Source organism: Paraburkholderia atlantica (genome assembly GCF_000092885.1).
Lineage (GTDB): Bacteria > Pseudomonadota > Gammaproteobacteria > Burkholderiales > Burkholderiaceae > Paraburkholderia > Paraburkholderia atlantica.
In genome coordinates this window covers 401,480-414,504 of sequence record NC_014118.1, presented here as the reverse complement: position 1 = coordinate 414,504, position 13,025 = coordinate 401,480, and the positions used below count along the sequence as shown (strand labels likewise).

At 65.2% G+C, this 13,025-nt stretch carries 11 protein-coding genes; 9 read left to right on the top strand and 2 right to left on the bottom strand.

Annotation, left to right across the window (positions count from 1 at the left end; all coding sequences use genetic code 11):
- Positions 1–36 precede the first annotated feature (36 nt).
- Genes hpaE through hpaI form a run of 5 tightly spaced genes read left to right on the top strand, consistent with a single transcriptional unit; the run spans position 37 to position 4,431 of the window.
- Positions 37–1,494, top strand: coding sequence for a 5-carboxymethyl-2-hydroxymuconate semialdehyde dehydrogenase (hpaE, locus tag BC1002_RS17890; RefSeq protein ID WP_013091403.1), 1,458 nt, complete (start codon positions 37–39; stop codon positions 1,492–1,494).
- A 31-nt stretch (positions 1,495–1,525) separates the two neighbouring features.
- On the top strand, positions 1,526–2,389 hold the full coding sequence (hpaD, locus tag BC1002_RS17885; protein ID WP_013091402.1) for a 3,4-dihydroxyphenylacetate 2,3-dioxygenase: 864 nt from the start codon (positions 1,526–1,528) through the stop codon (positions 2,387–2,389).
- Positions 2,390–2,408: 19 nt separating this feature from the next.
- Positions 2,409–2,807: a 5-carboxymethyl-2-hydroxymuconate Delta-isomerase gene (locus BC1002_RS17880; RefSeq protein WP_013091401.1), complete on the top strand. Its 399-nt coding sequence runs from the start codon at positions 2,409–2,411 to the stop codon at positions 2,805–2,807.
- A 6-nt stretch (positions 2,808–2,813) separates the two neighbouring features.
- The gene (gene hpaH, locus BC1002_RS17875) at positions 2,814–3,617 is read left to right on the top strand and encodes a 2-oxo-hept-4-ene-1,7-dioate hydratase (protein WP_013091400.1); all 804 of its coding nucleotides are present in this window, start codon (positions 2,814–2,816) and stop codon (positions 3,615–3,617) included.
- A 10-nt stretch (positions 3,618–3,627) separates the two neighbouring features.
- On the top strand, positions 3,628–4,431 hold the full coding sequence (gene hpaI / locus BC1002_RS17870) for a 4-hydroxy-2-oxoheptanedioate aldolase (protein ID WP_013091399.1): 804 nt from the start codon (positions 3,628–3,630) through the stop codon (positions 4,429–4,431).
- 66 nt (positions 4,432–4,497) lie between these two features.
- On the opposite strand, the gene BC1002_RS17865 is transcribed toward hpaI, so the two are convergent.
- Together BC1002_RS17865 and BC1002_RS17860 are read right to left on the bottom strand one after the other, a co-directional pair.
- Positions 4,498–6,813 carry a bifunctional diguanylate cyclase/phosphodiesterase gene (locus BC1002_RS17865; RefSeq protein ID WP_013091398.1) on the bottom strand — a complete coding sequence of 772 codons (2,316 nt, stop codon included), beginning with the start codon at positions 6,811–6,813 and terminating at the stop codon, positions 4,498–4,500.
- A gap of 110 nt (positions 6,814–6,923) precedes the next feature.
- Positions 6,924–8,069, bottom strand: coding sequence for a GGDEF domain-containing protein (locus BC1002_RS17860; protein WP_013091397.1), 1,146 nt, complete (start codon positions 8,067–8,069; stop codon positions 6,924–6,926).
- A gap of 472 nt (positions 8,070–8,541) precedes the next feature.
- Here BC1002_RS17860 and bcsD point away from each other — a divergent pair, with 472 nt between their 5' ends.
- The 4 genes from bcsD (at position 8,542) to bcsA (ending at position 13,025) form a co-directional block, all read left to right on the top strand.
- Positions 8,542–8,997, top strand: coding sequence for a cellulose biosynthesis protein BcsD (gene bcsD, locus BC1002_RS17855; protein ID WP_013091396.1), 456 nt, complete (start codon positions 8,542–8,544; stop codon positions 8,995–8,997).
- A gap of 172 nt (positions 8,998–9,169) precedes the next feature.
- Entirely contained in the window at positions 9,170–10,036 is an 867-nt protein-coding gene (bcsP, locus tag BC1002_RS17850) for a cellulose biosynthesis protein BcsP (RefSeq protein ID WP_013091395.1), read from the top strand.
- On the top strand, positions 10,033–10,821 hold the full coding sequence (gene bcsQ / locus BC1002_RS17845; RefSeq protein ID WP_013091394.1) for a cellulose biosynthesis protein BcsQ: 789 nt from the start codon (positions 10,033–10,035) through the stop codon (positions 10,819–10,821). The genes bcsP and bcsQ overlap by 4 nt, the downstream gene beginning before the upstream one ends.
- Complete coding sequence (bcsA, locus tag BC1002_RS17840; RefSeq protein ID WP_013091393.1) at positions 10,818–13,025, top strand: UDP-forming cellulose synthase catalytic subunit; 2,208 nt, start codon at positions 10,818–10,820, stop codon at positions 13,023–13,025. Before bcsQ ends, bcsA begins: the two co-directional genes overlap by 4 nt.

The window sequence follows — 13,025 nt, the reverse complement described above, 5'->3', positions numbered from 1 at the left end:
CAGCAAAAACCCTGCGAACAGCAAAAGGACAAGGCAATGCCGATCGACCATCTGATCAACGGCGAGATGTGCACTTCGAGTGACTACTTCGAAACCGTCAATCCAGCCACGCAGGAAGTGCTCGCCGAAGTCGCGCGCGGCGGCGCGAAGGAAGTCGATGCGGCCGTGCAAGCGGCCAAAGGCGCCTTTCCCGCCTGGGCCGCGAAGCCCGCCGCGGAACGCGCGAAGCTGATCCGCAAGCTCGGCGAGCTGATCACGAAGCACGTGCCGGAACTCTCGGAGACCGAAACGAAGGACACCGGCCAGACGATCTCGCAGACGCGCAAGCAACTGGTGCCGCGCGCGGCCGACAACTTCAGCTATTTCGCCGAGATGTGCACGCGCGTCGACGGCCACACGTACCCGACCGACTCGCATCTGAACTACACGCTGTTTCATCCGGTCGGGGTGTGCGCGCTGATCTCGCCGTGGAACGTGCCGTTCATGACGGCCACCTGGAAGGTCGCGCCCTGCCTCGCGTTCGGCAACACCGCTGTGCTGAAGATGAGCGAACTGTCGCCGCTGACCGCGTCGATGCTCGGCAAGCTCGCGCTCGAAGCGGGCATTCCGGCGGGCGTGCTGAACGTCGTGCACGGCTACGGCAAGGAAGCGGGCGAACCGCTCGTCGCGCATCGTGATGTGCATGCGGTGTCGTTCACCGGGTCGACCGCGACCGGCAATCGCATCGTGCAAACCGCGGGCCTGAAGAAGTTCTCGATGGAGCTGGGAGGCAAGTCGCCGTTCGTGATCTTCGACGACGCCGACTTCGAACGCGCGCTCGATGCCGCGGTGTTCATGATCTTCTCGAACAATGGCGAGCGCTGCACCGCGGGCTCGCGCATTCTCGTGCAGCGCTCCATTTACGCGCGGTTCGCCGAGCGCTTCATCGAGCGCGCGAAGCGTCTGACGGTCGGCGATCCGCTCGCGGACAGCACGATCGTCGGCCCGATGATCAGCCAGGGGCATCTCGCGAAAGTACGCAGCTATATCGAGCTCGGCCCGAAGGAAGGCGCGACGCTCGCGTGCGGAGGCCTCGACACGCCCGAGTTGCCCGACGCCCTGCGCCACGGCAATTTCGTCGCGCCGACCGTGTTCGTCGACGTCGACAACCGCATGCGCATCGCGCAGGAAGAGATCTTCGGACCGGTCGCGTGCCTGATTCCGTTCGACGATGAAGCCGAGGCGATCCGTGTCGCCAACGATATTTCGTATGGTCTGTCGAGCTATATCTGGACCGAGAACACGGGCCGTGCGCTGCGCGTGGCCGCCGCTGTCGAAGCCGGCATGTGCTTCGTAAACAGCCAGAACGTGCGCGATCTGCGTCAGCCGTTCGGCGGCACGAAAGCGTCGGGCGTGGGCCGCGAAGGCGGGACGTGGAGCTATGAAGTATTCCTCGAACCGAAGAACGTCTGCGTGTCGCTCGGCTCGCATCATATTCCGCGCTGGGGCGTCTAACCGCGACATCGAAAACACCTGGGAGACCGCGATGGGCAAACTCGCGCTGGCAGCAAAAGTCACACACGTGCCGTCGTTGTATTTATCCGAGCTCGATGGTCCGCACAAGGGTTGCCGTCAAGCCGCGATCGACGGGCACCACGAAATCGGCCGACGCTGTCGCGAACTCGGCGTCGATACGATCGTCGTGTTCGACGTGCACTGGCTCGTGAATAGCGAATACCACATCAATTGCGCGCCGAAGTTCGAAGGCGTGTACACGAGCAACGAACTGCCGCATTTCATCAGAAACATGCCGTACGCGTACCCGGGCAATGTCGGGCTCGGTGAGTTGATCGCGGAAGTCGCCAACGAAATGGGCGTGAAAAGCCGCGCGCACAGCGAGACCACGCTCGAACTCGAATACGGCACGCTGGTGCCGATGCGCTATATGAACGGCGATCAGCATTTCAAGACGGTGTCGGTGGCGGGCTGGTGCATGTGGCACGACCTCGCGACCAGCGCGCGCTTCGGCCTCGCGGTGCGCAAGGCCATCGAAGAACGCTACGACGGTACCGTGGCCATTCTCGCGAGCGGCTCGCTGTCGCATCACTTCGCGAACAACGGCACCGCCGATCAGTTCTTGCACAAAGTCTGGAGCCCGTTCCTCGAGCAGATGGATCGCAGCGTGGTGCGCATGTGGGAAGCCGGCGACTGGAAGACCTTCTGCGACATGCTGCCGCTCTACAACGAGAAATGCTGGGGCGAAGGCGGCATGCACGATACCGCGATGCTGCTCGGCGCGCTCGGCTGGGATCGTTACGACGGCAAAGTCGAAGTCATCACGCCTTATTTCGGCAGTTCGGGCACCGGCCAGATCAATGCGATCTTCCCGGTCACGCCGCTACCCGTCTGACACTCGCGAGGAAATCGCCATGCCTCACTTGACACTCGAATACAGCGCCAATCTCGCGGATGCTCAACGGCTCGGCGCACTCTGCAAAGACCTCGCGCAGTGCCTAGACGCGCAGCGCGATAACGGCGAGCGGGTCTATCCGCTCGGCGGCATTCGCGTGCGCGCGCTGCGCTGCGAACAGTACTGCATCGCCGATGGGCGCCCCGACGCCGCGTTCCTGCACGCGAACCTGAAGATCGGCGCGGGTCGCTCGGAGGCCGTCAAAAAGGCGACCGGCGACGCGCTGTTCGCGCTGATCAAACAGTGCTTCGCCACTGAGTTCGAACGACAGGGGCTCGCGTTATCGCTCGAAATCAACGAGTTCAGCGAAGCGGGCACCTGGAAGCACAACAATCTGCACGCGCGGCTCAAGGGCTGACACATCATGCTAGACGAACACATCATTCGCGAGCTCGCCGCGCAACTCGATCACGCGGAAAAGAGCCGCACCCAGCTGCGCCATTTTTCCGCCCAGTATCCTCAGATGACGGTACAGGACGGCTACGCGATTCAACGCGAGTGGGTCAAGCTGAAACTCGCCGAAGGCCACGTGATCAAGGGCAGGAAGATCGGCCTGACGTCGCGCGCGATGCAGCGCTCGTCGCAGATCGACGAACCCGACTACGCGCCGCTGCTCGACAGCATGTTCATCGACAGCGGCCAGGACATTCGCGTGGATCGTTTCATCGCACCGCGCGTCGAAGTGGAACTCGCGTTCGTACTGAACAAACCGTTGAAAGGCCCAGGCGTCACGCTGTTCGATGTGCTCGACGCGACCGCCTATGTGACGCCGGCCATCGAAATCATCGACGCGCGCATCGAGCAGTTCGATCGCGAAACGCGCGCGCCGCGCAAGGTATACGACACGATCTCCGACTTCGCCGCGAACGCGGGCGTCGTGCTCGGCGGCAGGCCCGTGCGTCCGCTCGACGTCGACCTGCGCTGGGTCGGCGCGCTGCTGTACAAGAACGGCGCGGTCGAGGAAAGCGGGCTCGCGGCGGCGGTGCTCAACCATCCGGCCACCGGCGTCGCGTGGCTCGCCAACAAGATTGCCCCGTACGACGAATCATTGAACGCGGGCGACGTAATCCTGAGCGGCTCATTCACGAGCCCGATTCCGGCCCGGGCGGGCGACACGTTCCACGTCGACTATGGCCGGCTCGGCGGCATCGGTTTGAATTTCATCTGAGAGCAACGACATGTCCTTGCCGACCAACCCCTTCAAACGCGCGCTCGCCGACGGCCGGCCGCAGTTCGGCTTGTGGGCCGCGCTCGCCGACGCCTATGTGACCGAACTGCTCGCCACCGCCGGTTTCGACTGGCTGCTGATCGACAACGAGCACGCGCCGAACGACGTACGCAGCACGCTGTCGCAATTGCAGGCGGTCGCCGCGTATCCGTCGCATCCGGTCGTGCGACCGGTGAGGAGCGACGCCGCGCTGATCAAGCAGTTGCTCGACATCGGCGCGCAAACGCTGCTGCTGCCGATGATCGACACGGCCGCGCAGGCGCTCGACGCGGTCGCGGCCACGCGTTATCCGCCGCAGGGGATTCGCGGCGTCGGCAGCGCGCTCGCGCGTGCGTCGCGCTGGAATCGGGTGCCCGACTATCTGAACACCGCCGCCGACGAACTGTGCGTGATCGTGCAGGCGGAGACCGTGCAGAGCCTCGACAATCTCGCGGAGATCGCGCGTGTGGATGGCGTCGATGGCGTGTTTTTCGGGCCGTCGGATCTGAGCGCGTCGATGGGATTGCTCGGCAAACCGGGCGACGCGCGCGTGCGCGATGCGATTCGCCGCGGCATCGATACCGTGCGCGGCGCTGGCAAGGCAGCGGGCGTGCTCGCCACTGATCCCGCGCTGGCGGCTGAATATCTGGCGGCGGGCGCGAGCTTCGTCGCGGTCGGCACGGATACCGGTTTGCTGAGCCGCGCGGCCTCGGACCTCGCCGCGTCGTACAAGAACACGGCGGCGATGGCACCGCAGATCACAGGCGGGTATTGACGCGATAGCTGCGGCAAAAGCCGCGAGCCGCCGCACCCACCCGCGCTCGCGGCCTTCACCTTGCCCCTACTCCCCCGCCGGCCAAGGCAAGTCTCGCGCCGACCAATCCAGCTCGACGCCCATTACACAGCGCCCGCTCGCCAATTGCGCGGCCAACGTCACCGCGATGCACGGCCGCCCGCTCGCGAGCGACAGATACGGATTGCTGGTAATCGCCTCGCCGGGCAGCAGCACCGCATTGCGGAAGTACGGCCGATGATCCCAGCGCGCATCGCGCGGATTCGCGACCGGCTGCAGCGACGCGGCGTCCTCGCTCCATGCGGGCCCGCGCACCTCGTGACCGATCTGGCGACCGGTATCGTCGAGAAGGAAGCAGCTGATGCAACGCTTGAAGGTCGCGAGTAGCGCGAATGCATCGTCCATCGTGACGCCGGCGCGCAACGCGTCGGCCGCGCGGCGCAGTTCGAGCCGGTATGGCTCCATCTCGGATTCGAACAACGCATACTGATGCGCACGGCCCTGCGCGATCACGTCGAATGCATCGTCGATCTGGCGGTGCACCGATTCGGGCGGCGCGATCTCGACAGCCGGCCGGCCGAGCAGAAAGCCCTGCGCGAAATCGACATTCGACTCGACCGCGAGAATCAGCTCGTCGGCCGTCTCGACGCCTTCGACGACCACCAGCATCCCCGCCTGATGCAGCAGCGACACCAGCTTCGGCAGGATCGGCTGCTGCGTGCCGTGCGTAGTCGCGCGAATCAGCTCGCCGTCGAGCTTCACGATGTCCGGCCGGATGCGCAGCAGCCGGTCGAGATTCGACTGGCCCGCGCCGAAGTCGTCGACTGCGATCAGGAAGCCGTGCTGCCGATAGCGGGCCGCCGCGCGCGACATCTCGTCGACGCTGCCGCCATGCGATTCGAGAATCTCCAGAATCACGCGCTCGGGTTCGAGCCCCGCGGCGCGCACGATTTTCGTCAACTGGTCGGCATAGCCTTCGGCGACGAAGGTGGCCGGCAGGATGTTCAGGAACAGCCACGCATCGCCGGGCAGCGCGCGGCGCGCGTTGCCGAGATGCACCGCGTGGCTCGCGCGGTCGAGCGCGCCTTCGTCGCTCGACGGCTTCGGCGCGAACATCACGACCGGCGGCACCAGCGTGCCGTCGTCGTGCTCGCCGCGCAGCAGCGCCTCGAAGCCGACCTGCTTCTGATGCGACAGGCTGTAGAGCGGCTGGAAGTGCGAGATCAGATAGAAGTCTTCCCAGCGGTAACGCGGCGCCAGCACATCGTCGAACGGCGGCTGCAGCGCGTCGAACGGCAGCGCGCGCTCCGCGCAGACACGGTTGCGGCCCGTCTGCTTCGCGCGCAGCAACGCTTCGTCCGCGCGATCGAGCAGCACCATGAAGCTTTCGCCGCGCCGGTGCTCGGCTACGCCAAAGCTCGCGGTCAGATGGCCGTCCGGCCGTTCGATCGCGGCGATGTCGAGGCGCAGCCGCTCGGCGAGTTGCAGCGCGCCGGTGAGATCTTCGTCGATCAGCAACGCGAACTCCTCGCCGCCGATGCGGCTCACGCTGTCGTAAAGCGCGACCGCGTCCTTCAGCACCTGCGCGACCTGGAACAGCGCAAGATCGCCGACCGCATGGCCGAAGCGATCGTTGAGCGACTTGAAGCTGTCGATGTCCAGAAAGATCGCACTGATCTGCGCGCCCGGCGCCAGCGTTTCGAGCCGTCCCTCCGCGTGCTTGACGAACGAGCGGCGGTTTTGCAGGCCGGTCAGCGGATCGGTTGCGGCGAGCTGCGCGAGCTGGCTTTCGAGCAGAAAGTGATTGCGCCGGAAACGGTAGAAGCCGAAATGGAACACCACCGCCATCGGCGCGCCGATCGCGATAACCCACGTCCACACGGCAGCGTCGACCTCGGGCGCATGAGCTTTGCCGCGCAGCAGCGGGATGGCCGCCGCGTAGAACAGCGCGCTGCCGGTCGCGAAATGGGCGGGCGTGAGCCATAGCGGCGCCGCGCAGATTGGTATCACGACGAACGCGGGCAACAGCCACGCCAACGGATGCGTGAGGCCGCTCGCATTCAGCACGAGCCCGCCGATCAGCACCAGCTCGTACGCGACGCCGATCGCGCCGAACAGCGTCGTCGACTTCGCGCGCGGGATCGCCAGCACCAGCAGCGCAAGCACGAGCGCGCACAGCAGCCGGTAGCCGAGCGGCGAGGCCGGAGCGCGGATCAGTTCGCGCACCACCACCATGCACAGGAACGCAACCACGGTGAAACCCATCGTCACGAGAGAAAGCGGCCGCTGATGGTCGAGCGAGCGCCGGTGAAAGCGCTCACGCAGGCTCGGCTGGGACAGGTGCTGCGTCGGGATGGCAGACATAGAGGGCTGATCAGGATGGGTTTCCGGTCACTCCGCCAATGGTTATCGGCAAACGTTCGATAAACATTTATGGCTAACGTAAGACGACGTACAAATTGCGGTGCGCTCCACTACGCCGCCATCACCCGATCGCGCCCCGCCGCTTTCGCCGCGTACAACGCACGGTCGGCGCGCGCCATCAATTGCGCGAGCGATTCGCCCCGCCGCTGCTGATCGACGCCGACGCTGAACGTATAGCGCAACCCGCGCGGCCTTTCGTCCGGCACGGTGGCGGCAAGCCGCGCCCGCAGCCGCTCGAGCAGCACGACCGCCTCGGCGGCCGAGGTCGCCGGGCATAGCACGCCGAACTCCTCGCCGCCCAGGCGCCCGAACACGTCGCCGATCCGCAGCTCGCGCGCGACGAATGCCGCGAAGTGCGTGAGCACCTGGTCGCCGGCCGCGTGGCCGTGCGTATCGTTGACGGCCTTGAACGAATCGATGTCGACGATCGCGATGGCGACCGGCGAGCCCGTGCGCAGCGATGCGTTCAGCAGCGCGCCGCCGATTTCGATGAACGCTCGACGGGACAGCGCGCCAGTCAGATCGTCGACGTTCGCGAGCCGCTCTAGGCGCTCGGCGAGCCGGTCGTGCGCGAGCATCACGACGCCGATCGACAGGAACGGCGGCGCGAGAATGCCGAGCGCGAGAAATACGATGTTGGGCATCGACACCTGCATCAGGCTCGCCTGCTCGAGCAGATGGAAGCCGTACATGACGCCGCGTGTCGTGTGCCCGAGGCACAGCAGCAGCGCCGCGGTCGCGAGAAAGTAGAAGCTGTAGCGCGGCCGGTTGGCCGGGCGTCCGGTCAGCATCAGCAGACCGAGCGCCGCGTAGACGGTCGCGTGATAGGCAGAGACCAGCGCGACGCGCGCATTGAAGTTCGGCGCAACGAAGGTCCAGTAGATCATGCCGGCCAGTACGAACAGCAGCCCCACATATGCGGGCCACGGCCGTGGGCGGCGGCCGAGGAAACGCAGGCAGCCCTCGAACAGGAGCAGCAGCGCGAGCGCGAATAGCACGTTGGCCACGACGAGCGTCAGCCAGGGCGATGCATGTCCCTGTAACGCGGTGCCCAGAAGCGCGACGACCGCGATCGCGTTGGCGGCGATCCAGTAGCCGACACCCGGAATCTCCGCACGCCTTAGCGACAGCAGCACGGCCATCGCGATTGCGTCCGCCAGAATCGTGACCAGCAGAATAGTGAGTGGATTGAGCATTGCGAATTGTTTTGAATCGAAGGTCGCTACTCGGCCAATGCCGGCATGCGACGATAACTTTCATTACGGTTTCAGGCAATTCCGCAATTCAATTCGCGCGATTCACCACCCGCCGAATGCATGATTTAAAGCGCAAAGCTCAAAGCATGCCGGAATTGTCGGCTAATCCGCCTATTGTTGCGCAAGCCTTTTTGCATGAAGCGCAAGGCAAACGTTTCAATTTTTGTTTGAAGCAGCAAAAATTACGTAATTCATGTGTCTCGAATGCACATCAATAAACGTCTAAGCTGAGCAATGGAAAGTGGCTAAAAGCCAGTGTCTTAAGTAGACTTCTCACGATGTGTGCCGGACGCGCCAGACATGCCGGTACAAATGACGTAAATGGCGCGGCGCACGATTGCCGAGCGACTGCGCTGCCCAATTGAGCAAACGTTTGCGAATGCGCAACGGGTAACGACCACTTCCGGAAAACATGGCCCCAATCCTCGACTATCTGCTTGAACGCCAAATCTCGCCGCAATGGCGCGGCATGCTGAGCGCACTGGCGAGCGAGTTCGAAGCGCAGATCGGACGCGACGAATTGCGTCAGCTGATGCATCGCGTCGGCAACCGCTTCGCGCTCGCGCATCCGCTGCCCGCCTGCGCATCGACGGCCGAACTCGAGCAGGTGTTGAACGCTTACTGGCATCAGATGGATTGGGGTTACGTCGCACTCGCCGACGAGGCGGAGTCGCTGCGCATCATTCACTATTGCGCGCCGCTGCCGGCCTTCGGCGAATCGGCGCTCGCCTGGACGCCGGCGTTTCTCGAAGGCGCCTATCAAACGTGGTTGAGCGCGTTGGGCGCGCAGGGTTTGTCGGTCGTGCAGACGAGCGCATTCGGCGAGGACAGCTCGCTCGAATTCCGTCTCGGCCGTCATCCCGCCTGAGCATCAGCGGCTCGGTACGCGAACGACATACCAATTTCAAGACAGCGGTAGTAATGCAAGAAAGTGCGACGTCGATACAGCCGACGCGTGGAAGCAGGGAAGGCATTTCCAATAAACAGCGCCCGAGGAATCGTCTCGGGCCAATGCACGGTATGTACCGGACGACGGCATCATGAGTTCATCGAGCGACATCGAAAAACTGTTCGAGCAATTCGGCGGCGACGCCAACGCGTACCAGGAGATCGGTCGCGAAAACGATGCGCGCAGCGCGCGCACTCGTTGGCCGCTGCTCGTCACGCTCGATCTGACGCAGCCGGCCATTCCGGCCATCGGCCAGCTTCGAGACACGAAACAGCAGCCGCCGGCGAGCATGGCGCCACGGGCCGCCGCCGCCCACGACGACACGACACCGAAGGACATGGCATCGGTGACGCGCGCGAAAGCGCCTCTGTTCACCCGCCCTCACCGGCGTGACATTCCACCGGTGCCGGTGGCTCCCGCGCAGCCAGCGGCGCCCAGTGGCGCGTCGCGCTTCAGTACCGCTGAAGAACCCGACGAGGCGGCCGCGCGCACGGCGGCGGGCGGCGCGTCATCGGGCATCGCTGCCGCGCCGGGCTTGCCGGCTGCCCCGACTGCTGCCGCGCCCACGCTGATCCCGTCGATCCCGCCGATCCCGCCGATCTCCGCACCGGCTCTGGCCGCGGCGCAAGCTTCGGTTCCACCGACCGCGCCCGCATGGGTCGCAGGCGGCGTCAGTGCTGCACCGGCAGCGTCGATGCAACCGCTACAGGCCAGGCAACCCGGCTACCCCGCCCCGCCCGCGCAGCCGGCCCAGCCACCGTCGATTCTCGGCAAGATGTTTGCCGCTAAGACCCCGTCCGCGCCGCCGCAAGCTGCCGCGCCCGCGCCACAGCCCACGTCGCTGAACGCGGTGTTCGACCGTCTGCGCGGCACGCCCGTGCAAGGCGCGCAGCCACCCGGCGGCCCCGCGCGCGGCGGCTTCCCCTCGTGGCTCACCAACGGTCCGTGTCGGTCATGAAAGTCATTGCCGTGGTGTCCGCCAAGGGCGGGGTCGGCAAGACCACCCTCGCCGCCAATCTCGCCTCCGTGCTCGCCAACAGCGGCCGGCGCGTGATCGCGCTCGATCTCGATCCGCAGAACGCGCTGCGTCTGCACTTCGGCGTGCCGCTCGACAGCATCGACGGCGTGTCGCGCGCAACGCTCTCCGGCAATCCGTGGCAAACGGTGATGTTCGACGGCATCGACGGCGTGACCGTGCTGCCCTATGGCGCGCTGCTAGAAGACGACCGCCGCCGCCTCGAGGCGCATATCGACCAGCATCCGCAATGGCTCGCGCAGTCGCTGCAGAGCCTGCGGCTCGATGCGTCCGACATCGTCATCATCGACACGCCGCCCGGCTCGTCGGTCTACGTGCGGACCGCGCTGAGCGCGGCCACCTTCGCGCTGAACATCGTGCTCGCCGACGCCGCGTCGTACGCGGCGATCCCGCACATGGAGCGGCTGATCGAAACCTACGCGGCGCCGCGCACGGACTTCGGCGGTGTCGGCTACGTGGTCAACCAGATCGACCAGTCGCGCCAGCTGACCAAGGACGTGCTGAAGGTGTTGCGCCAGATGCTCGCCGGCAAGGTGTTCCCAGGCGTGATCCATCTCGACGAAGGCGTCAGCGAAGCGCTCGCCTGCGACACGACGCTGATCCACTACGATCCACTGAGCCAGGCCGCCGCCGATTTGCGCGCATGCGGCGCGTGGCTCATGGCGGCGCTCGACGCGATCGCCGCCCAGCCGAGGAACGTCGCATGAGCGGCCCAGCCTCCTCCCGCGAACCCGAGGGCGGCGAGCCTTCGCGGTTCGAACGCTTCATCGAAGCGAACTTCTGGAACAGCCGCATCGTCACCGGGCTCGTCACGCTGCTCGCGCTGTACATGCTGTACTTCGTGTTCACGGTGCCGCTCGAGTTCTATCAGCAGCTGACCTTCGCGACGCTGTGCTTCGTGCTCGCGCTGATGTTTCGCCGTCTGCCCGGCCGCTACGCGACGATGGTGATGATCATGCTGTCGATCGTCGCGTCGGGCCGCTACATGTACTGGCGTCTGACCGAAACGACCGGCTGGGAGCGACCGCTCGACGCCGCCTGGGGTTTGCTGCTCGTCTCCGCCGAGGTTTACGCGACGCTCGTGCTGATGCTCGGCTACTTCCAGACCGCGTGGCCGCTCAAGCGCAAGCCGATGCCGCTGCCCGCCAATCGCGACGAGTGGCCGACCGTCGACGTGTTCATCCCGACCTACAACGAGCCGCTCGCGGTCGTGAAGCCGACCGTCTACGCGGCGCTCGCGCTCGACTACCCGGGCGACAAGATGTCGATCCACGTGCTCGACGACGGCCGCCGCCCCGATTTCAAGGCGTTCTGCGAAGAAGTCGGCGTGAACTGGACGATCCGCACGAACAACCGTCACGCGAAGGCCGGCAACATCAACGAGGCGATGAAGATCACGAGCGGCGAGTATCTCGCGATCTTCGACTGCGATCACATCCCGACCCGCTCGTTCCTGCAGATCGGCCTCGGCTGGTTCCTGCGCGACAAGCTGCTGTCGATGCTGCAAACACCGCACCACTTCTTCTCCCCCGACCCGTTCGAGCGCAACCTCGGCACCTTCCGCAAGGTGCCGAACGAAGGCGAGCTGTTCTACGGCCTCGTGCAGGACGGCAACGATCTGTGGAACGCGACGTTCTTCTGCGGCTCGTGCGCGCTGTTGCGCCGGAACATGGTCGAAGAGATCGGCGGCATCGCGGTTGAAACGGTAACCGAGGACGCGCACACCGCGCTGAAGCTGCACCGCCTCGGCTACACCACCGCGTATCTGGCGATTCCGCAGGCCGCCGGCCTCGCGACCGAAAGCCTGTCGGGCCACATCGGTCAGCGCATCCGCTGGGCGCGCGGCATGACGCAGATCTTCCGGATCGACAATCCGCTCGCCGGCAAGGGGCTGAAGATCGGCCAGCGCCTGTGCTATCTGAACGCGATGATGCACTTCTTCTACGGCGTGCCGCGTCTCGTGTTCCTGACCGCGCCGCTGTCGTATCTGTTCTTCGGCGCGCATGTGATCGAAGCGGCGGCCAGCACGATCGCGATCTACGCGCTGCCGCACATGATGCACGCGAGCATCACGAACTCGCGGATGCAGCGGATGTTCCGCCATTCGTTCTGGGCCGAGGTGTACGAGTCGGTGCTCGCGTCGTACATCACCGCGCCGACGCTGCTCGCGCTGATCAATCCGAAGCTCGGCAAGTTCAACGTGACGGCCAAGGGCGGCGTGATCGAGAAAAGCTACTTCGACTGGTCGATCTCGCGGCCGTATCTGTTCCTGCTGCTTCTGAACCTGCTCGGCTTCCTCGCGGGTCTCGTGCACATCTATCTGAACTGGCACGTGCGCAGCATCGTCGAGACCACGCTGCTCAATCTCGCGTGGACCAGCTACAACATGCTGATCCTCGGCGCGAGCGTGGCCGCCGCGAGCGAGCGTCGCCAGATCCGCGCGGTGCCCCGCGTCGCGATGAAGATGCCGGTGATGCTGAAGTTCTCGACCGGCCGCACGCTCGCCTGCGAAACGATCGACTACTCGGAAGGCGGCGTCGGTGTAAAGCTGCCCAGCACCATCGAAGTGCCGATGCAGGAGCGTGTGACCGTGTCGCTGTTCCGCGGCGACGAAGAGTACGCATTCCCCGCCACCGTCAGCTTCACCGAGCCGGGCCGCGTGGGCCTGCGCTTTTCGTCGCTGTCGCCTGAACAGGAGTACGAGTTCGTGAAGACCACCTTCGCCCGCGCGGACGCGTGGACTGGCTGGGCCGAGGGACGCGAGACGGACACGCCGCTGCGCGGTTTGTCGCATGTGCTGAAGGTCGGCGTGCGCGGCATCGCGGGGCTGTTCGAGCATCTGTACGACGACTTGCGCAGTTCGATCAAAAGCCGTCCCGCGGACGTCAAGAAGCTAAAAACGAAAGACTGA

Coding starts and splice junctions, on each gene's coding strand:
- bcsP (WP_013091395.1), top strand. CDS start 9,170: ATGAGTTCATCGAGCGACATCGAAAAACTGTTCGAGCAATTCGGCGGC.
- BC1002_RS17880 (WP_013091401.1), top strand. CDS start 2,409: ATGCCTCACTTGACACTCGAATACAGCGCCAATCTCGCGGATGCTCAA.
- BC1002_RS17865 (WP_013091398.1), bottom strand. CDS start 6,813: ATGTCTGCCATCCCGACGCAGCACCTGTCCCAGCCGAGCCTGCGTGAG.
- hpaH (WP_013091400.1), top strand. CDS start 2,814: ATGCTAGACGAACACATCATTCGCGAGCTCGCCGCGCAACTCGATCAC.
- bcsQ (WP_013091394.1), top strand. CDS start 10,033: ATGAAAGTCATTGCCGTGGTGTCCGCCAAGGGCGGGGTCGGCAAGACC.
- hpaD (WP_013091402.1), top strand. CDS start 1,526: ATGGGCAAACTCGCGCTGGCAGCAAAAGTCACACACGTGCCGTCGTTG.
- BC1002_RS17860 (WP_013091397.1), bottom strand. CDS start 8,069: ATGCTCAATCCACTCACTATTCTGCTGGTCACGATTCTGGCGGACGCA.
- bcsD (WP_013091396.1), top strand. CDS start 8,542: ATGGCCCCAATCCTCGACTATCTGCTTGAACGCCAAATCTCGCCGCAA.
- bcsA (WP_013091393.1), top strand. CDS start 10,818: ATGAGCGGCCCAGCCTCCTCCCGCGAACCCGAGGGCGGCGAGCCTTCG.
- hpaI (WP_013091399.1), top strand. CDS start 3,628: ATGTCCTTGCCGACCAACCCCTTCAAACGCGCGCTCGCCGACGGCCGG.
- hpaE (WP_013091403.1), top strand. CDS start 37: ATGCCGATCGACCATCTGATCAACGGCGAGATGTGCACTTCGAGTGAC.